This window comes from Bradyrhizobium sp. C-145, assembly GCF_023375135.1.
GTDB classification, from domain to species: domain Bacteria; phylum Pseudomonadota; class Alphaproteobacteria; order Rhizobiales; family Xanthobacteraceae; genus Bradyrhizobium; species Bradyrhizobium zhanjiangense.
In genome coordinates, this window is sequence record NZ_CP088150.1 from 1,432,697 (window position 1) to 1,457,873 (window position 25,177).

General features: G+C 58.3%; 30 protein-coding genes. 26 read left to right on the forward strand and 4 right to left on the reverse strand.

Going from position 1 to position 25,177, the window contains the following annotated elements:
- The first annotated feature begins 16 nt into the window (after window positions 1–16).
- The 11 genes from sufD (at window position 17) to LRP30_RS06830 (ending at window position 11,386) form a co-directional block, all read left to right on the forward strand.
- Window positions 17–1,339, forward strand: coding sequence for a Fe-S cluster assembly protein SufD (sufD, locus tag LRP30_RS06780; RefSeq protein ID WP_249759767.1), 1,323 nt, complete (start codon window positions 17–19; stop codon window positions 1,337–1,339).
- Entirely contained in the window at window positions 1,336–2,583 is a 1,248-nt protein-coding gene (locus LRP30_RS06785; RefSeq protein WP_249759768.1) for a cysteine desulfurase, read from the forward strand. The genes sufD and LRP30_RS06785 overlap by 4 nt, the downstream gene beginning before the upstream one ends.
- Window positions 2,584–3,032: 449 nt before the next feature.
- On the forward strand, window positions 3,033–4,535 hold the full coding sequence (nifD, locus tag LRP30_RS06790) for a nitrogenase molybdenum-iron protein alpha chain (RefSeq protein WP_249759769.1): 1,503 nt from the start codon (window positions 3,033–3,035) through the stop codon (window positions 4,533–4,535).
- Between the two features lie 66 nt (window positions 4,536–4,601).
- A complete protein-coding gene (gene nifK, locus LRP30_RS06795; protein WP_249759770.1) occupies window positions 4,602–6,158 on the forward strand; it encodes a nitrogenase molybdenum-iron protein subunit beta in 1,557 nt (518 codons plus the stop codon).
- A gap of 97 nt (window positions 6,159–6,255) precedes the next feature.
- Window positions 6,256–7,902: a nitrogenase iron-molybdenum cofactor biosynthesis protein NifE gene (nifE, locus tag LRP30_RS06800; RefSeq protein WP_249759771.1), complete on the forward strand. Its 1,647-nt coding sequence runs from the start codon at window positions 6,256–6,258 to the stop codon at window positions 7,900–7,902.
- A 10-nt stretch (window positions 7,903–7,912) separates the two neighbouring features.
- Window positions 7,913–9,322 carry a nitrogenase iron-molybdenum cofactor biosynthesis protein NifN gene (gene nifN / locus LRP30_RS06805; protein WP_249759772.1) on the forward strand — a complete coding sequence of 470 codons (1,410 nt, stop codon included), beginning with the start codon at window positions 7,913–7,915 and terminating at the stop codon, window positions 9,320–9,322.
- Window positions 9,319–9,714, forward strand: coding sequence for a nitrogen fixation protein NifX (gene nifX / locus LRP30_RS06810; RefSeq protein ID WP_097669291.1), 396 nt, complete (start codon window positions 9,319–9,321; stop codon window positions 9,712–9,714). The genes nifN and nifX overlap by 4 nt, the downstream gene beginning before the upstream one ends.
- 6 nt (window positions 9,715–9,720) lie before the next feature.
- Window positions 9,721–10,197, forward strand: coding sequence for a NifX-associated nitrogen fixation protein (locus tag LRP30_RS06815; protein ID WP_091881680.1), 477 nt, complete (start codon window positions 9,721–9,723; stop codon window positions 10,195–10,197).
- Window positions 10,194–10,394: a CCE_0567 family metalloprotein gene (locus LRP30_RS06820; RefSeq protein ID WP_018319619.1), complete on the forward strand. Its 201-nt coding sequence runs from the start codon at window positions 10,194–10,196 to the stop codon at window positions 10,392–10,394. Before LRP30_RS06815 ends, LRP30_RS06820 begins: the two co-directional genes overlap by 4 nt.
- Window positions 10,395–10,408: 14 nt before the next feature.
- A complete protein-coding gene (fdxB, locus tag LRP30_RS06825; protein WP_249759773.1) occupies window positions 10,409–10,708 on the forward strand; it encodes a ferredoxin III, nif-specific in 300 nt (99 codons plus the stop codon).
- Between the two features lie 282 nt (window positions 10,709–10,990).
- Window positions 10,991–11,386 carry a Rieske 2Fe-2S domain-containing protein gene (locus tag LRP30_RS06830; RefSeq protein WP_183232848.1) on the forward strand — a complete coding sequence of 132 codons (396 nt, stop codon included), beginning with the start codon at window positions 10,991–10,993 and terminating at the stop codon, window positions 11,384–11,386.
- Window positions 11,387–11,395: 9 nt separating this feature from the next.
- Here LRP30_RS06830 and LRP30_RS06835 read toward each other — a convergent pair whose 3' ends face one another.
- Window positions 11,396–11,986 carry a hypothetical protein gene (locus LRP30_RS06835; RefSeq protein WP_249759774.1) on the reverse strand — a complete coding sequence of 197 codons (591 nt, stop codon included), beginning with the start codon at window positions 11,984–11,986 and terminating at the stop codon, window positions 11,396–11,398.
- 273 nt (window positions 11,987–12,259) lie between these two features.
- Between LRP30_RS06835 and LRP30_RS06840 the strand changes: the two genes are divergently transcribed.
- From LRP30_RS06840 to LRP30_RS06910, 15 genes are all read left to right on the forward strand, one after another.
- Window positions 12,260–12,580 carry an iron-sulfur cluster assembly accessory protein gene (locus LRP30_RS06840; RefSeq protein WP_249759775.1) on the forward strand — a complete coding sequence of 107 codons (321 nt, stop codon included), beginning with the start codon at window positions 12,260–12,262 and terminating at the stop codon, window positions 12,578–12,580.
- A 20-nt stretch (window positions 12,581–12,600) separates the two neighbouring features.
- On the forward strand, window positions 12,601–12,900 hold the full coding sequence (locus LRP30_RS06845) for a NifU family protein (RefSeq protein ID WP_249759776.1): 300 nt from the start codon (window positions 12,601–12,603) through the stop codon (window positions 12,898–12,900).
- Window positions 12,887–14,059, forward strand: a complete 1,173-nt coding sequence (gene nifS / locus LRP30_RS06850) for a cysteine desulfurase NifS (protein ID WP_249759777.1) — start codon at window positions 12,887–12,889, stop codon at window positions 14,057–14,059. Before LRP30_RS06845 ends, nifS begins: the two co-directional genes overlap by 14 nt.
- Window positions 14,060–14,064: 5 nt before the next feature.
- Window positions 14,065–14,289 (forward strand): putative nitrogen fixation protein NifT, encoded by a 225-nt coding sequence (gene nifT / locus LRP30_RS06855; RefSeq protein ID WP_018319613.1) that lies wholly within the window; start codon window positions 14,065–14,067, stop codon window positions 14,287–14,289.
- Complete coding sequence (locus tag LRP30_RS06860) at window positions 14,286–15,149, forward strand: SIR2 family protein (RefSeq protein ID WP_249759778.1); 864 nt, start codon at window positions 14,286–14,288, stop codon at window positions 15,147–15,149. The genes nifT and LRP30_RS06860 overlap by 4 nt, the downstream gene beginning before the upstream one ends.
- A 396-nt stretch (window positions 15,150–15,545) precedes the next feature.
- Complete coding sequence (nifB, locus tag LRP30_RS06865; RefSeq protein ID WP_249761709.1) at window positions 15,546–17,045, forward strand: nitrogenase cofactor biosynthesis protein NifB; 1,500 nt, start codon at window positions 15,546–15,548, stop codon at window positions 17,043–17,045.
- Window positions 17,046–17,055: 10 nt separating this feature from the next.
- Window positions 17,056–17,280, forward strand: coding sequence for a 4Fe-4S binding protein (locus LRP30_RS06870; protein ID WP_249759779.1), 225 nt, complete (start codon window positions 17,056–17,058; stop codon window positions 17,278–17,280).
- Window positions 17,281–17,641: 361 nt separating this feature from the next.
- Window positions 17,642–17,956, forward strand: coding sequence for a nitrogen fixation protein NifZ (locus LRP30_RS06875; RefSeq protein ID WP_249759780.1), 315 nt, complete (start codon window positions 17,642–17,644; stop codon window positions 17,954–17,956).
- The gene (locus LRP30_RS06880; protein WP_249759781.1) at window positions 17,953–18,192 is read left to right on the forward strand and encodes a nitrogen fixation protein NifZ; all 240 of its coding nucleotides are present in this window, start codon (window positions 17,953–17,955) and stop codon (window positions 18,190–18,192) included. The genes LRP30_RS06875 and LRP30_RS06880 overlap by 4 nt, the downstream gene beginning before the upstream one ends.
- A 15-nt stretch (window positions 18,193–18,207) precedes the next feature.
- Window positions 18,208–18,567, forward strand: a complete 360-nt coding sequence (locus LRP30_RS06885; RefSeq protein WP_130212184.1) for a DUF3024 domain-containing protein — start codon at window positions 18,208–18,210, stop codon at window positions 18,565–18,567.
- Window positions 18,568–18,601: 34 nt separating this feature from the next.
- On the forward strand, window positions 18,602–18,877 hold the full coding sequence (locus LRP30_RS06890; protein WP_249759782.1) for a DUF6129 family protein: 276 nt from the start codon (window positions 18,602–18,604) through the stop codon (window positions 18,875–18,877).
- Window positions 18,878–18,911: 34 nt separating this feature from the next.
- On the forward strand, window positions 18,912–20,066 hold the full coding sequence (locus tag LRP30_RS06895) for a DegT/DnrJ/EryC1/StrS family aminotransferase (RefSeq protein WP_249761710.1): 1,155 nt from the start codon (window positions 18,912–18,914) through the stop codon (window positions 20,064–20,066).
- A 350-nt stretch (window positions 20,067–20,416) separates the two neighbouring features.
- On the forward strand, window positions 20,417–20,638 hold the full coding sequence (locus LRP30_RS06900) for a hypothetical protein (RefSeq protein WP_249759783.1): 222 nt from the start codon (window positions 20,417–20,419) through the stop codon (window positions 20,636–20,638).
- Window positions 20,639–20,658: 20 nt separating this feature from the next.
- Window positions 20,659–21,108 carry a Rieske 2Fe-2S domain-containing protein gene (locus LRP30_RS06905; RefSeq protein WP_249761711.1) on the forward strand — a complete coding sequence of 150 codons (450 nt, stop codon included), beginning with the start codon at window positions 20,659–20,661 and terminating at the stop codon, window positions 21,106–21,108.
- Between the two features lie 1,388 nt (window positions 21,109–22,496).
- Window positions 22,497–22,844 (forward strand): (2Fe-2S) ferredoxin domain-containing protein, encoded by a 348-nt coding sequence (locus tag LRP30_RS06910; protein ID WP_018319601.1) that lies wholly within the window; start codon window positions 22,497–22,499, stop codon window positions 22,842–22,844.
- Between the two features lie 442 nt (window positions 22,845–23,286).
- Here the strand turns inward: LRP30_RS06910 and LRP30_RS06915 are convergent, their stop codons facing one another.
- The 3 genes from LRP30_RS06915 to LRP30_RS06925 all read right to left on the reverse strand — a co-directional run bounded on the left by LRP30_RS06915 (window position 23,287) and on the right by LRP30_RS06925 (window position 25,068).
- A complete protein-coding gene (locus tag LRP30_RS06915) occupies window positions 23,287–24,018 on the reverse strand; it encodes an OmpW family outer membrane protein (protein WP_249759784.1) in 732 nt (243 codons plus the stop codon).
- A gap of 470 nt (window positions 24,019–24,488) precedes the next feature.
- Window positions 24,489–24,902 (reverse strand): ArsC/Spx/MgsR family protein, encoded by a 414-nt coding sequence (locus tag LRP30_RS06920; RefSeq protein WP_249759785.1) that lies wholly within the window; start codon window positions 24,900–24,902, stop codon window positions 24,489–24,491.
- 7 nt (window positions 24,903–24,909) lie between these two features.
- Window positions 24,910–25,068, reverse strand: coding sequence for a hypothetical protein (locus LRP30_RS06925; RefSeq protein ID WP_249759786.1), 159 nt, complete (start codon window positions 25,066–25,068; stop codon window positions 24,910–24,912).
- Between the last annotated feature and the right edge of the window lie 109 nt (window positions 25,069–25,177).

Genomic DNA, 25,177 nt, shown 5'->3' on the forward strand with positions numbered 1-25,177 from the left:
GCTTTAGGATTCCCCGATGAAGCAGGTTTTGGCCAAAGCCGACGCCGAGCGCGCAATGGGCAATGTTTTCGCTGCGGCGCGTGGACGGCTGCCTGGTGCAGGCCCTGTGCCCCAAATCCGGGCGAGGGCATTCGAGGTCTACGAGCGTACCGGCCTCCCGCATCGGCGCATGGAGGATTGGAAATACACTGATCTGCGCGCCCTGATCGGCGAGGTGCTGCCACTCGCTCCGCGACCGGATGCGGAGGCGCTGGTGCGCGCAAAGGTGTCGGCCAAGCAAGTGGCTGCCGATCAGGCGGTCAAACTGGTTTTGGTGGATGGCATATTCGCGCCGGAGCTGTCCGATCTCGGCAGGCTGGAAAATGACCTCGTTGTGCGGTCGCTGCAAGAGGTTCTGGAGAATTCGGCCACTGCGGCCATGGCCGGTCTGGTGCTGTCGACGACGAGCGATCCGGCGATCTCGCTCAATGCCGCAATGGCGACAGATGGCCTGGTGATTACGGTCGCCGATGGCAATGCGGTGAAGCGTCCAATTCAAATCGTTCACGTCGCAACCGGACTGTCGGTGTCCACCTTTACACGCTCCTATCTGCAGCTCGGTAAAGGAGCGCATGCGGCCATCGTGGAAAGTTTCGTCCCAGCTGAAGGCGCGAGCGGCTATCAAGCCAACGATGCGATAATCGCCCTGGTTGGTGACGAGGCGAGCCTTTCGCATAACCGCGTGGCAGCCGATGCCTCCGACGCCGTGAACATCTCCTCGGCGATCATCGCAGTCGGCGCCAAGGCTAAGCTCGACCTCTTCAGCATGACCTGCAGCGGCTCCATCAGTCGCTATCAGGGATTCATCACGCTGGCCGGCGAAGGAACCAAGCTCTCGGCGAATGGGGTTAATCTTATCAGGGACAAGCTGCACGCCGACACAACGATCGTGGTCGACCACGCCGTGCCACATTGCACCAGTCGGGAGAAGTTCCGCGCGGTCGTCGACGATTGCGGCCGCTCGGTGTTTCAGGGCAGAATCGTCGTTCGTCCCGCCGCCCGGAAGACGGACGCCACCCTGACGACGCGAGCGTTGCTCCTATCGGACCAGGCCGAGGCCGATAATAAGCCCGAACTTGAAATCTTGGCTGACGACGTGACCTGCGGCCACGGAGCGACATCGGGTGCGCTCGACGACGCTCTCGTATTCTATCTGCGCGCTCGGGGGCTACCCGAGAAGGATGCGCAGATGTTGCTGATTAAAGCGTTCCTTGGCGAGTCGATTGAGGAGATCACTTCCGAGAATCTGCGCGATTTCGTGGCAGCGCAAGCTGAACTCTGGCTGCAGGCGGGGCGATGAGCGCACATCCCGCCGTGAGCAATGGTAGTTACGAGGTCAACCATCTGCGTAAGGACTTTCCTGCGCTTGCCATGACGGTGTACGGCAAACCGCTTGTTTACCTCGATAACGCTGCATCCGCGCAAAAGCCCAACGCGGTGCTTGACCGTATGATGCAGGTGTACTCCAGCGAATACGCCAACGTTCATCGCGGCTTGCACTACCTCGCTAACGCGGCGACCGAGGCGTATGAAGGCGCCCGTACCAAGGTGGCCCGGTTTGTGAACGCGCATTCAAACGAAGAGATCATCTTCACCCGCAGCGCCACGGAGGCAATCAATCTGGTGGCCCAGACTTTTGGCCGTGAACGCATTACCCCAGGTGATGAGATCGTTCTCTCGATTATGGAACACCACTCCAACATTGTGCCATGGCACCTTCTCAGGGAACGACTCGGTGCAGTGATCAAATGGGCGCCGGTGGATGATGACGGAAACTTTTTGCTCGATGATTTTGAGCGACTGCTGACCCCGCGCACCAAGATGGTTGCAATCACACAAATGTCGAACGTGCTCGGCACGGTGTTGCCGGTGAAAGACGTGGTGAGGATCGCGCATGCTCGTGGTATCCCGGTGCTGGTCGACGGCTCGCAAGGATGCGTCCATCTGAGCGCCGACGTCTGCGACATTGATTGCGATTTCTACGTCATGACGGGCCACAAACTCTATGGTCCGACTGGGATCGGTGTGCTTTACGGCAAGTCTGAGCATCTGGCATCGATGCCGCCCTTCAATGGCGGCGGGGAGATGATCCGCGAGGTCTCGCGTTCCGGCGTCATTTATGGTGATCCGCCGCACCGGTTCGAAGCGGGTACGCCGCCGATCGTCGAAGCCATCGGTTTAGGCGCGGCTATCGATTACATCAATTCAATAGGCAAGGTGCAGATCCGCAGGCACGAGAGCGTACTGCTCGCTTACGCGCAGGAGAGGCTGGCGGACATCAACGTCGTGCGCATGATCGGGACCCCGGCCGAGAAGGGGCCGATCATTTCCTTTGATATGAAGGGTGCGCATGCGCATGATATTGCCACCGTCGTCGACCGCGCCGGTGTAGCGATGCGGGCGGGGGCCCACTGTGCGATGCCGCTACTCAAGCGCTTCGGCGTGCTGGCGACATGCCGTGCGTCCCTCGGACTTTACAATACACGTGAAGAGATTGATGTGCTCGTGCGTGCGCTTATCAAGGCGCGGCAGCTGTTCTCGTGATTCGGCGAGCCTACGACGTCCAGGTTGCGAGGCAGCTCGCATTGAGGTCTGGAGGATGAGGTCAAGCACCTCATCCTCATCGCAGCAGATAAGAACCTGTAGGTCTCAGCAAGCATAGATAGCATTGGCAAGCCTGTGTCGGCCAACCTTCCTGTACGGCCGCCCGGCGAGCGCGATCGCAGAGTACTGCGATCGCGGACACACGCGAGAATTGGGCGGGCAATTTCACACATAGCCAGCCCTTGTTCCATTTCGAACAGGGCCAAACCAAGAGTTCTCTGCGCAAAGCGTGATGTCGGGTTCGCAACAACACCCCCTGTCACCGCACGAGGCGCGCTAAGCGATTTTGATTGCTGTGTTTTTTGTGCTTACGCGACGCTGGCATGCTGGTTGCAAAAGTCTTGGTCAAGAAGCCGCCCTCGCAACAGCTAACCTTTGAAGGACATCAGATGAGTCTCGCCACGACCCAGAGCATCGCAGAAATCAGGGCTCGCAACAAAGAGCTGATCGAGGAGGTGCTGAAGGTCTATCCGGAGAAAACCGCGAAACGGCGTGCCAAGCACCTCAACGTTCACCAAGCCGGCAAGTCTGACTGCGGGGTGAAGTCCAACATCAAATCCATACCTGGCGTGATGACGATCAGAGGCTGCGCCTATGCAGGGTCAAAGGGGGTGGTCTGGGGACCGATCAAGGACATGGTCCATATCAGCCATGGCCCGGTCGGCTGCGGTCAGTATTCGTGGGGCTCGCGACGCAACTATTACGTTGGCACGACGGGCATCGATAGCTTCGTGACCCTGCAGTTCACCTCCGACTTCCAGGAAAAGGATATCGTATTCGGTGGCGACAAAAAGCTGGTGAAGATCCTAGACGAAATCCAGGAGCTGTTTCCACTCAACAACGGCATCACGATCCAATCGGAATGCCCGATCGGACTGATCGGTGACGACATCGAGGCCGTGTCAAGAGCGAAATCCAAGGAATATGGCGGCAAGACCATCGTGCCGGTCCGTTGTGAGGGCTTTCGGGGTGTGTCGCAGTCACTAGGCCACCACATTGCCAACGACGCGGTGAGGGATTGGATTTTCGACCAGCTCGAGTCCGACGGCAAACCAAAGTTCGAGCCGACGCCGTACGATGTTGCGATCATCGGAGACTACAATATCGGCGGCGACGCCTGGTCATCACGAATTCTGCTGGAGGAGATGGGCCTGCGGGTGATCGCGCAGTGGTCCGGCGACGGTTCACTGGCTGAGCTCGAGGCAACGCCGAAGGCAAAGCTCAACATTCTGCATTGCTACCGTTCCATGAACTACATCTCACGCCACATGGAAGAGAAGTTCGGTATCCCGTGGTGCGAGTACAACTTCTTCGGACCTTCAAAGATCGCAGAGTCGCTGCGCAAGATTGCGGGTTATTTCGACGACAAGATTAAGGAAGGTGCCGAGCGGGTGATTGAAAAGTACCAGCCGCTGGTGAATGCCGTGATCGCGAAATATCGCCCGCGCCTGGAGAGCAAGACGGTGATGCTGTACGTCGGCGGGCTCCGTCCGCGTCACGTGATTGGCGCATACGAGGATCTCGGGATGGAAGTCATTGGCACCGGATACGAGTTCGGTCACAACGACGACTATCAGCGCACAGCTCAGCACTACGTAAAGGACAGCACGCTCATCTACGATGACGTCAATGGCTATGAGTTCGAGCGCTTCGTCGAAAAGCTCCAGCCTGATCTTGTCGGCTCGGGCATCAAGGAAAAATACGTTTTCCAAAAGATGGGTGTGCCGTTCCGGCAGATGCACTCCTGGGACTATTCGGGTCCATATCACGGCTATGACGGCTTTGCGATCTTTGCGCGCGACATGGACATGGCCGTCAACTCGCCGGTCTGGAAGAAAACGAAGGCCCCCTGGAAGGAAGCTTCGAGGGCCAAGCTCCTGGCTGCAGAATAAAGCAACTCATCTCGCTCTCTGGAAAAGCCGAGGCGATACCAATCTCGATAGTGAAGGACTTCAACAATGGCGCAGAGTGCCGAACACGTGCTCGATCATCTCGAACTGTTCCGCGGTCCAGAATACCAGCAGATGCTGGCCAAGAAGAAGATATTCGAGAATCCTCGCGATCCCGCCGAGGTCGAACGTATCAAGGAATGGACGAAAACGGCCGAATATCGGGAAAAGAACTTTGCGCGGGAGGCGCTAGCGGTAAATCCGGCCAAGGCCTGCCAGCCGCTTGGCGCCGTATTCGCCTCTGTTGGCTTTGAGGGCACGCTGCCCTTCGTCCACGGCTCGCAAGGCTGCGTGGCCTATTACCGCAGCCATCTGTCGCGGCACTTCAAGGAGCCTAGCTCCTGCGTCTCTTCGTCGATGACAGAAGACGCTGCCGTATTCGGCGGCCTGAACAACATGATCGACGGGCTCGCGAACAGCTACAACATGTACAGACCCAAGATGATTGCGGTCTCCACGACCTGCATGGCCGAGGTGATCGGCGATGACCTCAACGCCTTCATCAAGACGTCGAAAGAAAAAGGCTCGGTTCCGGCGGACTTCGACGTGCCGTTCGCCCACACGCCGGCGTTCGTCGGCAGCCACGTCACCGGTTATGACAATGCACTCAAGGGCATTCTGGAGCATTTTTGGGACGGCAAGGCGGGAACAGCACCGAAGCTGCAGCGCAAGCCGAACGGGGCGATCAACATCATTGGCGGGTTCGATGGCTATACCGTCGGAAACCTTCGCGAAATCAAGCGCATCTTGGCGTTGATGGGCATCCAGCACACGATTCTCGCCGATAATTCTGAAGTCTTCGATACTCCGACAGACGGCGAATTCCGGATGTATGACGGTGGTACGACGCTGGTAGATGCGGCCAACGCGGTTCACGCCAAGGCGACAATCTCCATGCAGCAGTGGTGCACCGAAAAAACGCTGCCATTCGTGGCTGAGCATGGCCAGGACATCGTATCCTTCAACTACCCGGTGGGCTTATCCGCAACGGATGACTTTATCGTCGCGCTGTCACGCATCAGCGGCAAGGAGATTCCCGAGCAACTCGCGCGAGAACGTGGCCGTCTGGTCGACGCCATCGCTGACTCCAGCGCGCATATCCATGGCAAGAAGTTCGCGATCTATGGTGATCCTGATCTTTGCTATGGGTTAGCTGCGTTTCTGCTCGAACTCGGCGCCGAACCGACCCATGTGCTGTCCACCAACGGCAACAAGGCGTGGCACGAAAAAATGCAGGCGCTGCTTGCAAGCTCGCCATTTGGGCAGGGCTGCCAAGCCTATCCGGGCAGAGACCTCTGGCACATGCGCTCACTCCTGTTCACCGAGCCGGTCGATTTTCTGATTGGCAACACCTATGGCAAGTACCTGGAACGTGATACTGGAACGCCACTGATCCGCATCGGCTTTCCGGTTTTTGATCGGCATCACCATCACCGCTCCCCCCTATGGGGCTATCAGGGCGGCCTGAATGTGCTGGTGAAGATGCTGGACAAGATCTTCGACGAGATCGACAAGAAGACAAACGTTCTTGGCAAAACTGACTACAGCTTCGACATCATTCGTTGATGAGCGATCGTGCGCGTGCCATCGCCCAAGCACTCGGCGATGGCACAAGCACACGACGGTTGACCTTGCAATTGGTTTGCGCTGAGAGGAAAAAGGGATGAGTTCACTAGCGGCCACGGTCCAAAATATTTTCGACGAGCCGGGCTGCGCCAAGAATGGCAGTAAGTCGGAGGCTGAACGGAAGAAGGGCTGCACCAAACAGCTGCAGCCGGGTAGCGCCGCCGGCGGCTGTGCTTTCGATGGCGCCAAGGTTGCGCTGCAGCCGTTCACCGACGTCGCTCACTTGGTGCACGGTCCGATCGCGTGCGAAGGTAATTCCTGGGACAATCGCGGCGCGGCGTCGTCCGGCTCGAATCTGTGGCGCACCGCATTCACAACCGATTTGAGCGAAACCGATATTGTATTCGGAGGCGAGAAGCGGCTCTGCAAAGCGATCAAGGAGATCATCGACAAGTGCGACCCGCCCGCCATCTTCGTCTATCAAACCTGCATCCCGGCGATGATCGGCGACGACATCAACGCAGTCTGTAAGGCAGCATCTCAAAGGTTCGCAAAGCCGGTGATCCCGATCAATTCCCCGGGCTTCGTCGGCTCGAAGAACCTCGGTAACAAGCTCGCCGGCGAGGCTTTGCTCGACTATGTAATCGGGACGCAAGAACCGGACTACACCACGCCGTACGATATCAACCTGATCGGGGAATACAACCTTTCGGGAGAGCTCTGGCAAGTGAAGCCATTGCTAGACGAGCTTGGAATACGGATTCTCTCCTGCATCTCCGGCGATGGAAAATATCGCGAAGTCGCTTCATCTCATCGCGCGCGGGCGGCGATGTTGGTGTGCTCAAAGTCCATGATCAACGTCGCACGCAAGATGGAGCAACGCTACGGGATCCCGTTCTTCGAGGGGTCGTTCTACGGTATTCAAGATTCGAGCGAATCGCTGCGTCAGCTTGCCCGCTTGTTAGTTGAACGCGGCGCGCCGGCAGATCTGCTCGACCGCACCGAAGCGGTGATCGCGCGCGAGGAAGCGTGGGCCTGGGCTGCGATCGAGCCGTACAAGCCACGATTCGAGGGCAAGAAGGCCTTGTTGATTACGGGCGGCGTCAAGTCATGGTCGGTCGTCGCGGCACTCCAGGAAGCCGGGTTTGAGTTAGTCGGAACCAGCGTCAAGAAATCAACCAAGAAAGACAAGGAGCGCATCAAGGAGCTCATGGGGCAGGATGCCCACATGATCGAGGACATGACGCCGCGCGAAATGTACAAGATGTTGAAGGACGCAAAAGCGGACATCATGCTATCGGGCGGCAAGTCGCAGTTCGTCGCGCTGAAAGCGGCGATGCCCTGGCTCGATATCAACCAGGAGCGTTGCCACGCCTATATGGGCTATGTCGGAATGGTCAAGCTGGTGGAGGAGATCGACAAGTCGCTCTCCAGTCCGATGTGGGAGCAGCTACGTCGACCGGCACCATGGGAGGCATTAGCCAAGGCGATGGAGCAGATGCAATCGCCGGTGGCGGCGATCGCCTGCGATCCGGCGCTCGCCGAAACCGCGCGCCGCGCCCGGAAGATCTGCGTGTGTAACACGGTCGATCTGGGCACGATTGAGGATGCAATCTACGCGCACGGCCTGAGGAGCGTCGCAGCGGTCAGAGAGCATACCAATGCGGTCGGTGGCTGCTGCCAAAGGCGCATCGAAGGGATCTTGGTTTCCGAGCCATCTGCCATGCGACAGGCCGCAGAATAGGGGAGGCGTCATGGCCCTCGTCATAGCGCCGACAAAGGCCTGCGCTGTCAACCCGCTGAAGATGAGCCAGCCGATCGGCGGCGCATTCGCCTTCATGGGGCTGCGCGGGGCGATGCCGCTTCTGCACGGCTCCCAGGGGTGCACATCCTTCGGGCTCACGCTCTTTGTCCGGCATTTCAAAGAGGCAGTACCGCTGCAGACCACCGCGATGAGCGAGGTCGCGACCGTACTCGGCGGCTATGAGAATCTCGAGCAGGCAATACTGAACATCTACAACCGGGCCAAGCCACAGATCATCGGAATCTGCTCGACCGGTGTCACCGAGACCAACGGCGACGATGTGGATGCCTACCTCAAGCTAATCCGGAGCAAGCATCCGCAACTTGCAAAGTTGCCACTGGTGTATGTCTCGACGCCTGATTTCAAGGGCGCATTCCAGGACGGCTGGGAGAAGGCTGTGGCGCGCATTGTGGAGGTGCTGGTGGAAGGGCCCAACGCCAATGGCCTGCGGGATCCATCGAAGGTGAATGTTCTGCCGGGATGTCACCTCACGCCCGGCGACCTTGATGAACTCCGTGTCGTACTGGAGGATTTCGGGTTGTGCCCGTCCTTCCTCCCTGACCTCGCGGGATCGCTCGACGGGCATATCCCCGATGAGTTTACGCCGACGACCATCGGCGGCATTGGCGTCGACGAAATTGCGAGCATGGGCCGCGCCGGGTGGACGATTGCAATCGGCGCGCAGATGCAGCGAGCGGCAGAGGTCATGCAGGTCAAGACCGGCGTGCCTTTTCGTGTCTTCGAGCGGTTGTGTGGTCTCGGTCCGAACGACGAATTCATGACGTTTTTGAGCGAGATCAGCGGCCGCCCCATACCATTGAAATACCGGCGCCAGCGCAGTCAGCTCGCCGATGCAATGCTGGACGCGCACTTCCATATTGGTGGTCGCAAAGTTGCGATCGGCGCTGAGCCAGACCTCCTGTTCGATCTGTCCGGCATGCTGCACGACATGGGCGCGCATGTGACCGCGGCCGTGACGACAACTCAGTCGGGGGTGATCGAGCGGATCAAGACCAAGGAGGTACTCATTGGCGATCTCGAGGATCTGGAAGGGCTTGCCAAAACAAAGCATTGCGACCTGCTGATCACGCATTCGCATGGCAGGCAAGCGGCGGCTCGGCTGAAAGTCCCGCTCTATCGTATGGGATTTCCGATGTTCGACCGACTTGGCGCGGGACACCAAATATCCGTGGGCTATCGTGGTACCCGCAATCTGATCTTCGATATCGCCAATCTCGTGATCGCGCACCGCGAGGAGAACGATCAGCCGACGCCCGATAGATGGCGGACTGCGGCCGGACTGTCACGATATTCGGGGTATCGCAGCCCCACCGGCGCAGCTGAGAGGTCGTTTTCATGAAGGTCGCGTTTGCCACTCAAGACCTGAGACGCGTCGATGCCCATTTTGGTTGGGCAAAGAATATCGCAATCTACGATGTCACGCCTGGCGGGCACGTCTTTCTCAAAGCGATTGAGTTTGAGGGCGATCTTAAGGAAGACGGCAACGACGATAAGTTGGCGCCGAAGATCGAGGCGATCAAGGATTGCGCAATCCTTTACGTCGCCGCCATCGGCGGTGCCGGGGCTGCGCGAGTGGTGGCCAACAAGATCCATCCTATCAAGGTGAATAAGCCAGAAAGCATCCTGGTGTTGCTCGAAAAACTCGAGCGCGTACTGAAGGGCACGCCACCTCCCTGGCTACGCAAGGCCATGGCAAAGGACCGACGGCGTACGTTCGAGTTCGATGAATGAGGTGATATGACCGCAAAAATAGAGCAGCAGGGCAGCGCCGTCGACGCGCCGTTTCTCAAGGAGTTGATCAAGATTTGGCGCGCTCAGGATACCAACGGAGCCTGGGAGGCGAAGAGCGATCTTGACCTGCTCGAACCCTATATCCTGGACAAGGAGAAACGGCGCGCATTGCCGATTATCGGTGATCCCGATCCCGATACGCTGTGGCGGCTTAAGCTGTTCTTCGATGCGGTCGCGCTCTCGATCGAGAGGGAAACCGGCGTGATGATCCAGCCGATCCTGGATCTGCATCATGAAGGCTTCGGCCGCATGGTGCTCATCTCAGGCCGGCTGATCGCCGTGAACAAGCAGCTGCGCGATGTGCATCGCTTTGGATTTCCTAATTTCGTAAAGCTCGCGCAGGAGGGCGACAAATATGTCAGCGACGGAATCGACCTGATTCGGAAATTTCCGGACGTGGCGAACTATTGGGGATACTCATGAGCGATCGTGAAACACTGAAGGCAGAACTAAAGAAGCTGTCTGTCAAGGCGACACAAGCCAAGATGGATTTGCATGATCTTTCGGAAGAATTGCCCGTCAACTGGACCTCGATCATGGTGGTGGCGCAGAAGGCACACAATGCCTATGCCGAACTCGAGCGCAAGAGCCATGATTTGAAGGCGCTGGAAAATACTTAAAGGGGGCCCGACCGATGTCATTTGCAACGCGCGATGGACGCCACTGGACGCCAGAATATCTGATCTCGATCAATAGCAAGAAGTGCATCGGCTGTGGCCGCTGTTTCAAGGTATGCGGTCGAGATGTCATGACCTTGAAAGGTATCAACGAGGAGGGCGAACTTGTCGACCTCGACAATGACGACGACGATGAAATCGAAAAGAAGGTCATGATTCTGAACGATCAGGGCGCTTGCATCGGCTGTGGTGCATGCGCCAGGGTTTGCCCGACCAACTGCCAGACCCACGTTTCAGGCGCAGCCGAAGCTGCGTGAGCGAAGGCGGCTACCAGCCACCGCGTTAGCTGTCCGGCCAAATGGGCCAGAGAGGTTGAAGCGCGAAAGCTGCAGCTGCGCAGCCAGCATGGAAAGGGCAGCAAGGCTCAATGCTCGTGCGAATTGGTCTGAATTATGCGTCCGGGCCAATGAAGTGTGCCGCAATGGCGAAGCTTGCGCGTTGGATTGCCAGAAACACGATCCGTTCCGGCGCTTGTACGGTTCTTGCAGGGGTGATTGCACAGCGACAATGAAGAACGTCTTGCAATAAACGAGCGATGAATGCAGCCAAATCCCATCTATGCGATTTGCGGCTTTAACGAGATTCCGAGCCGCCAGGCTATGGGATTCCATCTTATGGTGGCCGAAGATGACGGCAATCACCGGCCGTGGTCCATCATTGTGGTGCGCTGGGGCAAAAAGGTGCTTGGCTATGTCAATAAATGCCCGCACAACAGCGTCAATTTGGACTGGGAGCGGAACGAATTCCTCGATCCATACGGTATCCGGCTGATGTGCGGCAAGCACGGTTCGACCTTCGAACTCGGCACCGGGCGGTGCGTCGAAGGTCCATGTCAGGGTAGAGCGCTCACACCGATCGCGTTGGCGGTTCTGGATGGCGATATCTGTGTCCTCGGCGTGCGTCTTGTCGAAGACGATGCATCTCCCAACAACTGAAGACCGCGCTCAGACCGGCCGGTTCTCGTTGCGGTTTTTCACGGGCTCCATCCTTTTTAGCCCGTCGTGGTACGAGATCTCCTCATAGGACAAATCGAGATCCTTTGCGGCATCGAGGAGGTAATCAAGCTTGCCGCCCGGATCGAGCTTCTTGATGTCGTCCTTGTTGAGCCCGACCAGGTCCATCATCTCCTTCCAAACGGTGGATTCATCGCACGGTAGGACGTGGAAGTTAATATCACCGAGCTTGATTCGATATTTCGCGAGCAAATCTATGTTGTTGCAGAAGATGAAGTAGCTGCCGTTTGGGCTTAAGGCACCGTCAAGGACGGTCGCGACGTCAGCAAGATAGGCGAGGGAATGCAGGTAGCCGGCCAGCACCGGAATAGTGCGTTCTCCGTCCTGCGCGATCGTCAACACCTGTTCGATCGAATAATCCGGCGGCCGTTTCTCGTCCGCGACTTGGGTCTGGAATTTTAGTGCGACGTCGCCGCGAAAGCCGAACCGGCCCGGCTTGGTAGTCCCGCCTTTGAGTACGGCATTGAGCAGGCGGCCCTCCTTCTCAAGTCTGCCGAGTGCGGTGTTCTCGATTGCAGTCATTAAATTCTTCCTCGATCTAAGCTCTTAACCGACGCCTTGGCCGGTGCCAGATGCGATGCAAATTTCTTGCCGTTGCATGCGTAGCGGTCTCCGGGCGTAGGTCAGAAAGAAAACGCGTCAGTGGCTGCGGTCGCCTCAAGGAGCCTTGTCGGGAACCCGACACCGGTTCCAAAGCCAGCAGGCGCGATCCGAAAAAGTGAGCATCATCAAGCGTCTGCGCGCTGGCACGTGACTTGCCCTTGGTAGCTAGATCCAAGCTGATGAGGGAAAGCCGTGATCAACCTGACGGATAGCGCAGTGAATGCAATCAAGAGCGCGATTTCATCGTCGACGCACCCGACCGGCGGTCTGCGCGTCATGATCGAAGCAGGCGGCTGCAATGGATTCAAATACAAGATGGGTCTGGCCGAGGAAGCGAAGCCTGACGACACCGTGATCGAATGCGACGGGCTGAAGGTGTTCGTCGATAACAAGAGCCGTGAGCATCTGGTCGGTACGACCATCGATTTCGTGATGGCACTGGAGAGCTCTGGCTTTACCTTTCATAACCCGAACGCCATCGCGAACTGCTCCTGCGGAAAATCGTTCAGCTGATGAGGAGCAGACATCGAAGCATGCCGGCCGAACCAGAACAACTAAGGCAATCGTCGTCCACTGCGACAGACCGAGAGCGTCGCATTCGCGGCGCAATCGAAGAGATCCGACCCAATCTGCAACGCGACGGTGGCGACTGTCACCTGATCAGGATTGATGGCAGCAGGGTCATGGTCAGGCTGACCAGTGCCTGCACGTTGTGTAAGCTTTCGAGGGTGACGCTGGAAGGCATTCAGGCGCGTCTGGTCGATAAACTCGGCGAATTGGTTCGCCTGATCCCCGTTGCTGCTGCAGGCGAGGCGTGGATTGAGCAAAAATAGAGTGCCGATTTACCTCGATAATAATGCAACGACGCGGACCGATCCATCCGTCGTGCAAGCCATGTTGCCGTTCTTCACCGAGCAATTCGGCAATGCCTCGTCCACGCATGCCTTTGGCAGCGAGGTCGCAGTCGCTGTGAGGCAGGCCCGGCGTAGCTTGCGGGGCCTGCTAGGGAACGCATACGATCATGAAATCGTTTTCACCTCGGGAGGGACCGAGGCCAATAATGCCGCGGTCCTCTCTGCGCTTGCGACGCAGGAAGAGCGCGACGAGATCGTCACCACCTCGGTTGAGCACTCCGCCATTCTTGCGCTAACCGAGCAATTGGCGACAAGAGGAGTCAAGACGCACATCGTACCCGTAGATTCCCGCGGCCGGCTCGACGTCGAGGCGTTTCGCTGCGCGCTCGGGCCACGCACAGCGATTGCCTCGGTTATGTGGGCCAACAACGAGACCGGAACGATGTTTCCTGTGGAGTTTCTGGCCGGGTTGACCCGTGAGGCGGGCGCGCTGTTTCACACCGATGCGGTCCAGGCCATCGGTAAGGTGCGCGTGAACCTAAAGGACAGTGCGATCGACATGCTGTCGCTATCCGCGCACAAACTGCACGGCCCCAAGGGGGTCGGCGCGCTATATTTGCGCAAAGGGACAAAATTCCGACCGCTGATCTGCGGCGGATCACAGGAACGAGGGCGTCGCGGCGGGACTGAGAATATTCCCGGCATCGTCGGCCTGGGAAAGGCTGCCGAGCTTTCGGCGGAGCGGCTCGAACCGGAGCGCGTTCGCATTGGCGCGTTGCGCGACCGCCTTGAGCAGGGAATCTTGCATAATGGCGAGTGCGTTGCGCTCGGTGATATCAGCAATCGATTAGCGAACACGGCCAACATTGTCTTCGATCATCTCGAAGGCGAAACCATCGTTCACCATCTCAATCGGGCGGGCATCGCCGTGTCGATCGGATCAGCCTGCAACTCCGGCTCAATGCAGCCATCGCATGTTCTGCATGCCATGCAGGTGCCGGCGTGGCGGATACGCGGCGCGGTGCGCTTTTCTCTGTCGCGTGAAACCTCCTTCGCGGAGGTCGATGAGGTCGTCTGCGCAGTGTCCGACATCGTGGCTCGCCTGCGCGCCACCTCCCGCGTCACAGTCAGGGAGTAGACCTCGTGAAAATCATGATCCGCCGGTCTCCGGACGCGGGCCTGTCGATCTACGTGCCAAAAAAGGATCTCGAAGAGCCAATCGTGGAATCCGAGTACGAGACGCTATGGGGCGGCTGGATAAAAGTAGCTAATGGCTGGGTGCTCGATTTGCCCGAGATGGCGAGCGACACACGGTTACCGATCACAATCAACGCTAAAAAACGGGGCGAGAACGGGGACGATCCATGAAGGCGCCCCCGCAGATCGACTTTGTCGATGCGGCCGATGCAAAGGCCACGCTCGTGGACCTCGCTGCCCGTCTGAGGGCCGCGAGCATTGTTCCCTATCTTGGTCCTGGCCTCGCCGAATTGTGCAGATCCGATGTGCCGACCACACCAGAGGCGTTGGCCGGCTTCTTCGCCAGCAAGATTGCGCTGCCGCGGCGGGCTAGGGGCAATGCGTGGGCATCGGCGCAGCATATCGAGATCAGCAAACATCGGTCCGCCGTGACGGCATTGATGACCCAGGCCTTCGCTCGGCCAGTCGAGCCGACGCGGTTGCACCATCATCTTGCGTCCCTGTCGCTGCCCGTCATAGTAGACGCCTGGTATGATGCCGCCATGCGCGCGGCGCTGGGTAAGCGCGATGGATGGGGCGAAGTACAGGGTATCACCCGCGGCGGGATTGGCGAGAATCGCTGGTATCGCTTTTACGATTCAGTTGGCCAAGAGGTCGACAGTGCCGTGGCCGGCAGCTGGGCGACGGTGTTGTACAAGCCGCATGGCAGCGTGCAGCCGGCCAACAACTTCCTTATCTCCGACGCTGACTATGTTGAGGCGTTGACCGAAATCGACATTCAGACGCCAATTCCGGACATCATCAAGGAAAGGCGAACCGGAAAGACCTTTCTCTTCATCGGCTGTCGCTTCAACGACCAGCTGTTGCGTAGTTATGCGCGGCAGATCATCAAGCGCTCGGCCGACACCCACTATGCGATCGTTGATCCGGACGCGCTCTCTCGCAACGAGCTCCGCTTCCTACTCGAGCAAGGCCTGACACCGCTTGCGATTGGGCTCCCTTGGGCGGTTGAGATACTGCTGACCCATTAGTGGCCTTGTGAAGCCCGGATCCCCCAGCTCGTATCGGCATATTGCGAGAGCCGCAACGCGAGAAAACCCGTTCAGGTGGAGCCGGGTTGTGGCTTAGCGCGAGAATGAATGCGCAAGCCATGGAGCTCTGCGTGAGAATGACGACGTATCTGTCGCATTGTCAACAAGCGCATCATTGCCGTTCTTACACGCGCCAGCGCCGATCGTTTCCGCTAACTCGTTGGCGTATGGTTGTAATTTCATCGTCTCCGCCATGGCATGCAAGTTGCTACCCAGCTTCTTGAGGCTCGCTCACGGATGGTCCTGGGAGGCCGATGATGCCTGCAGGGAAAAATGAAAATGAACGCGGTCGTCGGACGCGGAAAATATGTCAAGGCTGCAGCGGATAGCGGCAAGATGAAGCCCGCCCACAAGCCTAAGGGCTGCCGCGCTTCGGCCAAGACCGGGCAGGCGAGCTGCGGCTCGCAGGCAGGCCAAGGCGATCTGCCGACCGAAATCTGGGAAAAGGTCAAGAACCATCCCTGCTACAGCGACGAAGCGCATCATCATTACGCGCGCATGCATGTCGCGGTCGCGCCTGCCTGCAACATCCAGTGCAACTACTGCAACCGAAAATATGACTGCGCCAATGAATCGCGTCCGGGTGTGGTAAGCGAGAAGCTCACGCCTGAGCAGGCGGTAAGAAAAGTGCTCGCGGTCGCGACCACCATTCCGCAGATGACGGTGCTTGGCATCGCTGGTCCCGGCGATCCCCTGGCCAATCCAGCAAAGACGTTCAAGACGTTCGAGCTGGTCGCCAAGGCGGCTCCCGACATCAAGCTGTGTCTGTCTACCAACGGATTGGCTCTGCCGGACCATATTGATGCCATCGCCAGATGCAAAATTGACCACGTCACCATCACCATCAACATGGTCGATCCCGAAATCGGCGCCAAGATCTATCCTTGGATCTTCTTCAACCACAAGCGCTACACCGGCATCGACGCGGCCAGGATACTCACCGATCGCCAGCTGCAAGGCCTCGAGATGCTTAGCGAACGCGGTATCCTGTGCAAGGTCAACTCGGTAATGATCCCAAACATCAACGACGACCATCTGATCGAGGTCAACAAGGCGGTGAAGTCGCGCGGTGCCTTTCTTCACAATATCATGCCGCTGATCTCGGCGCCCGAGCACGGCACCGTATTTGGCCTCAACCGTCAGCGCGGGCCGACAGCGCAGGAATTGAAGGCGCTGCAAGATGCTTGTGAAGGGGAGATAAAAATGATGCGGCATTGCCGCCAGTGCCGCGCCGATGCGGTCGGTCTACTCGGGGAGGATCGCAGCGCAGAGTTCACCACCGATCAGGTCATGAAAATGGACGTCCAATATGACTTAGAGATGCGCAGGGCATATCAGGACAGGGTAGAGGATGAACGTGCCGCCAAAGTCGCGGCCGGCCAAAAGGAGCTTGCGGAATTTGCCGGAGAGATGAGCGCGATCACTCTTTTAGTGGCCGTCGCAAGCAAGGGCTCGGGGTTGATCAACGAGCACTTTGGGCATGCAAAGGAATTCCAGGTATACGAACTTTCTACATCCGGCGCCAAATTCGTCGGCCACCGCCGCGTGGACGTTTACTGCCAGGGCGGTTATGGCGAGGAGGACAGGCTTTCCGCCATCATGCGTGGCATCCAGGACTGCCATGCGGTCTTCGTGGCCAAGATCGGTGGCTGCCCGAAAAGCAATCTGATCAAGGCGGGGATCGAGCCGGTCGATGAATACGCCTATGAGTTCATTGAGAAGTCGGCGATCGCCTGGTTCAGATCCTATCTGGACAAGGTGAAACGCGGCGAGATCCAGCACGCGCAGCGCGGCGACGCCGCGATCCGGCAAGGATCTCTGATCTCTGCGGCGTAAGGGGGAATGTGTGCCATTCAAGATCATCGCCTCGCAGTGTACGAGCTGCTCAGCCTGCGAACCCTTATGCCCGAACGTTGCCATCTCGGAGAAGGGGGGGAACTTTGTCATTGAAGCGGCGAAATGCACCGAATGTGTTGGCTATTTCGACGAGCCGCAATGTGTCGCCGCCTGTCCGGTCGACAATACCTGCGTAGTTGACACATCCTTGCCTCGCTACCAGGCGCCAGCCTAACGCGTGAGCCCCCATGAACGGCATGCCAAGAGCTGGTGCTGAAAACGTCGCAAGCTTCGTGCTGCGTGCTGACGGCGGCGCAGGCGCCGACTTTCGGTCCTCGATCACGGACGACGACTGCTCTGGATTGCCCTGCAAAAGTGCTGTTGCTGGTCGGCAGCACGGCCCTGGCGGGCATTTCATTCTGCGCGGCGGTCCGAAGGCGCTTCGCGATGCCGAGAGCGGTCTTTCAGGCGGAGCTGCCATCGCCGATGTGACTGACGATGCCACGCGAGCATGAAGTGATGCAGGATCTCGCCTGCGATGGGCGAGGCGGCTCGCTGCATCTCTACGAGGGAACGATGCGCATGAGGAGCGGTACATGAACAGCATTGTTCGCGACAGCGACGTCGTCGAGCTCAGCGAGGCGCCTGTCTTCAGCTTTGGCCAAAAACTGCGAGCCAATCGCACCATCCGCAATGATGGCACCTATCGCGGCAAGGAGATTGGCGACGTCTTGGTCAAGAAGGGAGAGGTGGGTTACGTCGTCTCGATCGGTACGTTCCTGCAGCAATTCTACATCTACGGCGTCGAGTTTCTGGAAAGCGGCTACCGCGTTGGCATGAAGCGCAAGGAACTAGAGCCGGTGGACGCCTGCCAGGAGATCGATGATCTGCCATTGCCGGAGGAGTCATGACCCAGCCCGGCTTTCCGAAATATCGGCGCGGCCAGCGGGTCAAAACCGCAGTCGACCTCATCAACGACCGCTCATTTCCCAATAAGGAGCCCGAGGGAGTCTTGCTCGCCGCCGGAGCGACCGGCGAGATCATCAACGTCGCTATCCATACCGAAGCGAACGTGCCGATCTATATTGTCGATTTTGGTGAGCAGCTACTCATCGGCTGTCTTGAAGAAGAAATCACAGTGCTTTGAATGGAGGCTTTCGCCATGAATGCCGCGCTGATGAGAAAGGTAAAGGCCGGGCTGGTGCCTCACCCCAACGAGCTCGATCGCAAACGGATCGAGCGCGGCTTGAGCTCGCGCAAGCGCTATCTCTACGTCTCGCCGAACGTGACGCAGGTGAGGGGCGGCTACCTCGTTGAGAGCCCCTGTTGCTCGCGCAACATCGACAAGGATGGCGCTCTCATCGATGTCGCGCTGATTCTTTATGATGCCGTGAGCGGGATCTGGAAGCTGTTTCGCAAGAACCACGCGCGAGGCATCTGGGAATTTTACAGCCTTTACCATCGGTTGACTTCTGCAATCGACGAATTGAATGCGGATCCGGAGCGTCTGTTCTGGCAATGACGAACCACGGTCGAGGAATCATAGAGGAGCCACGATGGCGCTCACCGCGCAGGAATTGATCGAAATCGAGCGGCTGCTTGCAGCCGATTGCGCCGAGATGGGTCTGTCTGTCGAGCTACGGCGCCGCTTTCCGCAGCTTGCCTGGGTGCGCTGTGATGCGTCGGATGTAGCGGATCGTCCGTTCCGGCAGTTTCCTCGTTTCGACCTTCATCTGATCGATGGATCGGATCACTGCGTGCAGATTACGGCCGATCCGACGCGGGCGACCGGAATCGTATTGGCCAAAAGGAATGTGGGCGGTGAGCACTGAACTAGCAGAGTATCGGCTTGATGGCGCGCACACTTTGGAAGAGAATACATCATTCATTCCACTGTCCGATCCCGATATCACCAGCGCCGAGCTCTCTGCCGTGGAAACGCTGCTGTGTTCGCCGCAAATCTCCAACGGGCAGATCACTGAGGCGTTTGAGCACGCTTTCGCCACCTATCTGGGCCGCAAATATGCTGTTGCGGTCTCGAGTGGTGCCATCGGGCTCCTGCTTGCGCTGAAGGCGCTCGGCATCGGCCCGGGGCAGGAGGTTATCGCCTCGCCCTACTCCTTTCGTGAGACCGCGCATGCCATCAGTCTCGCAGGCGCACGAGCGGTATTTGCCGATATCGACTATTGGTCGGGAGCATTAGTCCCAGCGAAGGTCGAAGAGCGCATCACGGCCAACACGCGGGCGATTGTCGCCGGCAACCCCAACGGTCATCCCGCGCCATGGTCGGAACTGCGCGCGGTCGCGCAGCGCCATCAGCTGCTGCTTTTGGAGGACTCCACCGAGGCGATCGGATCGAGCTACAAGGGTGAGCTCGTCGGCCGATTTGGTGACCTCGCTGTGTTCGACTTTGCCCAGCCGGCGGCCATGACCTGTGGCGAAGGCGCAATGGTGGTGACCGACGATATCGACATCGCGGTCGGCATGCGTCGCCATCGCCTCCATCGTCTGGACGAGCGCTCCTCAGTTGTTGTCGGTAGCACCGCACCGTACCAAGCTGGCATGAGCGATCTCACGGCTGCCTTGGGCCTGGCGCAGCTCAAGCGTCTCGATGAAATCCTGGAGCGGCGTCGGTTGGTCGAGCAGCTTTACAACGCGCATACGCAATCATTTGAGGGCATCAAGCCTCCTTATATTGGACCCCATGTGACCGAGGTGAATTGGTTGCTTTATCTCGTTCATCTGGGGACGCGCTTTACGCGATCGGGGCGCGACGCCATTATCGATGATCTGCGCGGCGCACGGGTTGAATGCGCCGCCTATAGCCAGCCCCTGCACTTGCAACGCCACTACTTTGATTTCGGCTATCGGCGTGGCGATTTCCTGGTTACGGAAAAAATAGCCGATCGCGCTCTGGCGCTTCCGTTTCACACCCATCTCACGAACGAGCAGATCGAGTTTATCGTCGAGACCATGAAAGATGCGTCGATCAACGTGGGAGCGGGTGCAGCGATTTACTGAGATGCTCGTTATCCACGGCACGGAAGAACGAGAATTGAATTGCGATGATCACAGTGTTTGTCATCGCGAGTGATGAGCAAGGGGACCGAGGATACGCGTTGCCGGGCGCACATCGTGATCCAAACAAATGCGGGAGCGCGCCGGATGCCGCTGGAGGCATGCACTCGTCTTGACGAAGAGAAATCCTCCGAGCGAGCGCAAAGAAGACCTGCTCGATAGTAGAAAAGGCGCCGCGTCCAAGGCGCGGCTTGAGGCCCACGCGCCAAGGTGCCCGAAACCAAGCACATCAGGGTCGAGAGATTCTCGGTGTCGGCTCGGGATCTTTAGAGTTACCAAAACAGGGGATCGATATGAACTCGCAACAAGTCATCATCCACGTCCGCTTCGGTCCAAACGGGAGGGTGATCCAAATCAGCGAGCGTCCGGCGAAGCTCACATCGAACCAATGGTTTGATATCCTCAACGCCCGTGCCAGCTCGGCTTATCGGCCGCTCGCTCGTGGCCGTGGGATTTTTCGGCTGAGCCGGACCGCGCTCGATGCCTACAAGCAGGAAGCTGCGCGGCCGGGATGACCGAACCGACAATTGGCAAGCTGATGAGCGATCAGATCGAGGTTTTTGCCGTCTGTCCGGCTGATGCCATCGAGCGGAGCGGGGCCATGGGCTTTAGCCTGTCGCGGATCGATGATAGGGGCGAGAGCCGGCCGTTTCCAATTATTGTGGTGCGCACCTTCGGCAACGACTATTTTGGTTACGTCAATCGTTGTCCGCATGAAAGCGTCTGGCTCAACATCCGCTCCGGTGCGTTTTTCTCGGCTGACGGCTCCTTTCTCAGATGCGGCCGACACGGTGCAAGATTCGAGATCGACACTGGAATGTGCATCGACGGCCCCTGCGATGGACAATCGCTTGAGCCGCTAGCGCTCGCCGTGATCGAAGGTGACGTCTGCCTGTGCGGCGTCAAGCTGCTGGAGGACGATCGGTTCGCCGACCCGTTCGGGGACAGCGACGAAACCATGGATATCACGATCCACCCGGACTAACGGGCCCATCGCTTTGCTGTTGCTCAAGCTACCTCAGGCGCTTTGCCGCCGGACGAGGCCGGTCGTACTCTGAGCGTTGGCAGATGCGCGTCACGGCCTTTGACTTGTGAGATAAAACGGGCAGCCCGCCGGATTGCGCCCTTGCACTCCCGCGATCTCCGTCGCACCAAGAAGCTGCTCTTGTTTGCGTCGAGCCGGCAGGCAGGACACCCTTCGTACTGCCGACGATATGTTCGAGCGGGAATGCCCCCGGCGGCTGGAAGTTCGCCGAGGGCATCGTCTGGGCTGGGGAAATGGAGGGACCCAGACTGACAGGACCGTTTGGGGAGGAATGACGATCCTGTGTCAGAAGTGTTTGGCCGGCCGGCGCAGCTGGCGTTATTGCCTGCTCTGCAACTGCAATGCCAAACCTCCGCTCGCGCGACGCCCTAGCGATTGTCGCCACCATCGTCAGAAGGATCGGTTAGGATCAGATGCATTAATAGGCACGTGTTCGTTGTTCCGCATGCGCCGCGGCAAGCGCGTTTTGAGGTGCGAAGCGTGGGCCCAATCTGGGACCGCTGTGTTGCCGGTTGCCGTTGCTGCCAATCAGGATTGCGGCCGGCTTGGCCTGCAGCCTCAAAGACGCTCGGCGATCATCCCTGCCTCGTTGGGCTCTCGTGACAGGCGCTATCTGTCGAGGCAAACGATAATCGGCAGCGGCGGAACGCAGCGTTCAGCTTTCGGGCGAAAAAGATGCTGTGGGCTCGCACTGGACGATGCGGCCAGCCGATCACGCCATGGCAGAACAGAGCGCGCAATTCACCGCGCGATCGTCGAGGATGGAGGCTCCTCGATAGGCGGCAGGAGGATCATGAAGATCGCTGATCGTTCCAAGGCATGATAGCGCAAGAGCTGGGCTAAATAACCGAGAGTCTCGCCCATTCTGCGTACGAACTGCAGACGGTTGAAGCGGTAGGTCAAATGCTACGCGAGGTTTGTCGTGTCCGAAAAGAAGCGAGATTGTCGCAACCTCGACACTAATTGTGACTCGCGTCGGGCAGAGCAGGGGATCGTTGCAGAAACGAACGTTACGCATCTGGTGTACAACTTGCTTTGGAGAAGTTGGATGGTGAGCAAGTGACGTGGGAGTAAAAATGATCGCGATGACGGCAGAAGAGGTTGGAATTGATCAAGGAGGCGGCTCCGGACGCGAAGGTATCTATCGCTGATCTTCAGCGACGACAATCACGATGGCGCCCGCTCATTTCGCCTGCTTTCGCAAGCGCGAGTGGGAAACAGTAGCATCAATTGGTCGATGCGGCGTTCAGTCGTAAGAGATTGCGGGGGGTGATGTGCTCGCGCCTTATCTCTTTTCAGATGAAGCCCATTGATCACAGGATAGGCGCATGAACTCAGAAACCGAATTCGAGCTTCCTCAACTTTATAGGCATCATGTCTTTGCCTGCAACACGCAGCGTCCGCCGACTCATCCGCACGGCAGCTGTGGCGCCTCCGGCGCGCAAGCCCTGTGGGATCGAATGGGCAAGGCGATCGAAGCGCAAGGCCTCAACGATATTGGCTTCACGATGGCAGGCTGCCTTGGCTTTTGTAACTCTGGTCCCTTGATGGTCGTCTACCCCGATGGAGTGTGGTATCGCGCGACCACGCCTGAGGACGTTGACGAAATCGTAAACTCCCACCTCAAGCAGGGCAAACGTGTCGACCGCCTTGTGATGGTGCTAAAGCGAAGCTAGAGGCTTCGCTTAGCGGCCACTTGCCCGGGCTAGCAAGCATGGACGGCTTGTCCGTCCATGAGCTGGCCGCTCGGAGCTCGGATCGTCTGAGGTTGAGCGGAGCCCTTACGCTCCGGGTCTGCGAACAGCAGGTCATTGACCTTGGCGCGGCGTGCCGCCGTTTTTCTTCGGCCCAATAGGCAAATGGCGCCTTTCAATGCGCGACGAAACAAGAATATGATCATATGCTGGGTCGATCTGTTTGTGTACCGTCACTCCATGCCGCGCGATCCATAGCTTACAGCGAGAGTAATGCTGCGAATGGCTTCCCGCGTCTCGCGAGATGACGCGTCATTGACGCGTCACCTCGCTCCCTGCTTGCACTGCGGTGAGGTTAGGGGACGCGCTCGATGAGCTCGCCGCGTGCGGGTTGATCAAACGCCTTTCTGGTCCTGTTCTAGCGTCAGAACTTGTAAGTGACGCCGCCGCTGACAAGCCATGGGTCGATGTTGGCGCGCCCGGTGACGGCAATCGCATTGTTTACGGTCGCGGAGTACTCCGGCCGCAGCCACAGCTTCTTGACGTCAAAGTTGAGACCCCAGTGACGATCAAGCATGTAATCGAAGCCGAACTGGACCGCCGCGCCGAATTGGTTGCTGATGCGCAAATCCGTCACGGCAAGACCGGCGAGCGACGTGTTGGCTGCCGATTGATTGAAGAACGCGGTGTAGTTGATGCCCGCGCCGATATAGGGCTTGAGCGCGCCGAAATCGGTGAAGTGATATTGCAGGGTCAGTGTTGGCGGCAAGAGCCAGGCTTTGCCGATATCGAGCCCAGTGAGCGCGCCATTGCCGCTGATGTGATGGCTGGTCACGCCGAGAATGAGTTCAGCGGCAACGTTTTTCGTGAAGAAATAGGTGATGTCGAGCTCGGGTATGGCTTGATCGCTGATCGAAAGCCCAGAACTTGGTGAGGACAGCGAGGGAGTCCCGGCAACGTTGACCGAGCTGCCTGCGGTATCCGGCAAAACGCCGAGAACGCGCAGGCGGATCATCCATGGATTGAAGGGTTCGATTGGAGGCGCTTTATAATAGAGCGGCGCCCGACCCAGATCCGCAGCCTGTACCGAGATGCTGGCCAACGAGGTCGCGAGCGCGAGGAGCGATGCCGTCGTCAGAACTGTCCTTGTTCTCATCGAATTCTCCATTCCAAAATCCGCGCGAAGAACCGCGCGAGGTCTCTGTCACACACGGGGAATGGCGAAGGATTTGATACCGATCAAAATGGGAGCGGCCGTAGCGCAATTATGCCGCTAAGTTGCATAAGGATCACGGGCCGCGAAGCGTGGTGGTCTGTTCTGATCGTTATTCAATTCAAGAGAGCCGAATTCTTCAAGAAACTGCCTCTCGGCTTGGTGCTCGATCCAATCCAGGCCGCGGAGGTCATGCGTGATAAAGGCAGCAACTGCGGCAGCCTCTCACAGCTTGCGCAGGCGATAAGCGCAGCATGCGAGCGCAATATGGGCGGTGCCGCCTTACGGAGCAGCCACTCGCGCCGGCCGTCTCAGCGAAGATCCCCTCGGTTACTACCCGTGAAGGAAGCCGGAAGTGGGAAACGTCATTCTTTGCCTCGTTTGATGGCCTAGGGGTACGCTCCGCCGTTTCCTCACGTCTGCGGACAACGCGTGCGGTTTGCTTCGTGCAAGCATTCCTCGAGATTATCTTGCGTGTTGCGGCCAAGCAGCGACAGCACGGGCTCATGATCGAGTCCGGCACATCGTGCCCCGTCTACGTCGATCAGCGGTCGTCGTATCAGGAGCGGATCGCCCACCATCAATGCGAGTGCGCTTGCCGCGTCGATAGTATCGGGATTGACTTCGCCTGACTTGATACGGGGCGCACCTCGGTTGAACCAGGCTTCGACGGGCATGTTGCCGAAGAACCCGCGCAATTCCTCCGCATCCCATGGCTTCTTCAAGATGTCTTGGGCGATCACGTCGTGGCCGGCGGACTTCAGCGCTTGAATCTGACGCGCGTTAGTGGCGCAGCCGAGCTTCTGATAAAAGATGATTGTCGCCACGACATACCTATGTAGGCGCGCTGAGCTGAACGATTGGCACGGCGCTGCTGCTTTCGTGAGCCAGTTCGAATTTCTTGCCGATCATCTCCAATGTCAGCGCACCAAGCGCTGTAATGAATTTGCAACGCTCGCCGCTGGTCCGCCAGGTTTTGAGCCCGACCGGCATATTCACTCTCCTCAAATCGCCCGACTTGCGAGAAGAGCAGCAAGTTCCGTTCCACAAAGGCATCGGAACAGGTCCCGCCAAATCGGCTTTTTCGCGTTGATGGTTGTGG

Bases quoted from the DNA above. Each gene is read 5' to 3' on its own strand.
- LRP30_RS06910 (WP_018319601.1), top strand. From the start codon at position 22,497: ATGAACTCAGAAACCGAATTCGAGCTTCCTCAACTTTATAGGCATCAT.
- LRP30_RS06925 (WP_249759786.1), bottom strand. From the start codon at position 25,068: ATGCCGGTCGGGCTCAAAACCTGGCGGACCAGCGGCGAGCGTTGCAAA.
- sufD (WP_249759767.1), top strand. From the start codon at position 17: ATGAAGCAGGTTTTGGCCAAAGCCGACGCCGAGCGCGCAATGGGCAAT.
- LRP30_RS06915 (WP_249759784.1), bottom strand. From the start codon at position 24,018: ATGAGAACAAGGACAGTTCTGACGACGGCATCGCTCCTCGCGCTCGCG.
- LRP30_RS06860 (WP_249759778.1), top strand. From the start codon at position 14,286: ATGAAGGCGCCCCCGCAGATCGACTTTGTCGATGCGGCCGATGCAAAG.
- LRP30_RS06815 (WP_091881680.1), top strand. From the start codon at position 9,721: ATGACCGCAAAAATAGAGCAGCAGGGCAGCGCCGTCGACGCGCCGTTT.
- nifB (WP_249761709.1), top strand. From the start codon at position 15,546: ATGAAGCCCGCCCACAAGCCTAAGGGCTGCCGCGCTTCGGCCAAGACC.
- nifD (WP_249759769.1), top strand. From the start codon at position 3,033: ATGAGTCTCGCCACGACCCAGAGCATCGCAGAAATCAGGGCTCGCAAC.
- LRP30_RS06835 (WP_249759774.1), bottom strand. From the start codon at position 11,986: ATGACTGCAATCGAGAACACCGCACTCGGCAGACTTGAGAAGGAGGGC.
- LRP30_RS06845 (WP_249759776.1), top strand. From the start codon at position 12,601: ATGCCGGCCGAACCAGAACAACTAAGGCAATCGTCGTCCACTGCGACA.
- LRP30_RS06880 (WP_249759781.1), top strand. From the start codon at position 17,953: ATGACCCAGCCCGGCTTTCCGAAATATCGGCGCGGCCAGCGGGTCAAA.
- LRP30_RS06820 (WP_018319619.1), top strand. From the start codon at position 10,194: ATGAGCGATCGTGAAACACTGAAGGCAGAACTAAAGAAGCTGTCTGTC.
- LRP30_RS06785 (WP_249759768.1), top strand. From the start codon at position 1,336: ATGAGCGCACATCCCGCCGTGAGCAATGGTAGTTACGAGGTCAACCAT.
- LRP30_RS06900 (WP_249759783.1), top strand. From the start codon at position 20,417: ATGAACTCGCAACAAGTCATCATCCACGTCCGCTTCGGTCCAAACGGG.
- fdxB (WP_249759773.1), top strand. From the start codon at position 10,409: ATGTCATTTGCAACGCGCGATGGACGCCACTGGACGCCAGAATATCTG.
- LRP30_RS06875 (WP_249759780.1), top strand. From the start codon at position 17,642: ATGAACAGCATTGTTCGCGACAGCGACGTCGTCGAGCTCAGCGAGGCG.
- LRP30_RS06885 (WP_130212184.1), top strand. From the start codon at position 18,208: ATGAATGCCGCGCTGATGAGAAAGGTAAAGGCCGGGCTGGTGCCTCAC.
- nifK (WP_249759770.1), top strand. From the start codon at position 4,602: ATGGCGCAGAGTGCCGAACACGTGCTCGATCATCTCGAACTGTTCCGC.
- LRP30_RS06890 (WP_249759782.1), top strand. From the start codon at position 18,602: ATGGCGCTCACCGCGCAGGAATTGATCGAAATCGAGCGGCTGCTTGCA.
- nifN (WP_249759772.1), top strand. From the start codon at position 7,913: ATGGCCCTCGTCATAGCGCCGACAAAGGCCTGCGCTGTCAACCCGCTG.
- LRP30_RS06830 (WP_183232848.1), top strand. From the start codon at position 10,991: ATGCAGCCAAATCCCATCTATGCGATTTGCGGCTTTAACGAGATTCCG.
- nifE (WP_249759771.1), top strand. From the start codon at position 6,256: ATGAGTTCACTAGCGGCCACGGTCCAAAATATTTTCGACGAGCCGGGC.
- nifX (WP_097669291.1), top strand. From the start codon at position 9,319: ATGAAGGTCGCGTTTGCCACTCAAGACCTGAGACGCGTCGATGCCCAT.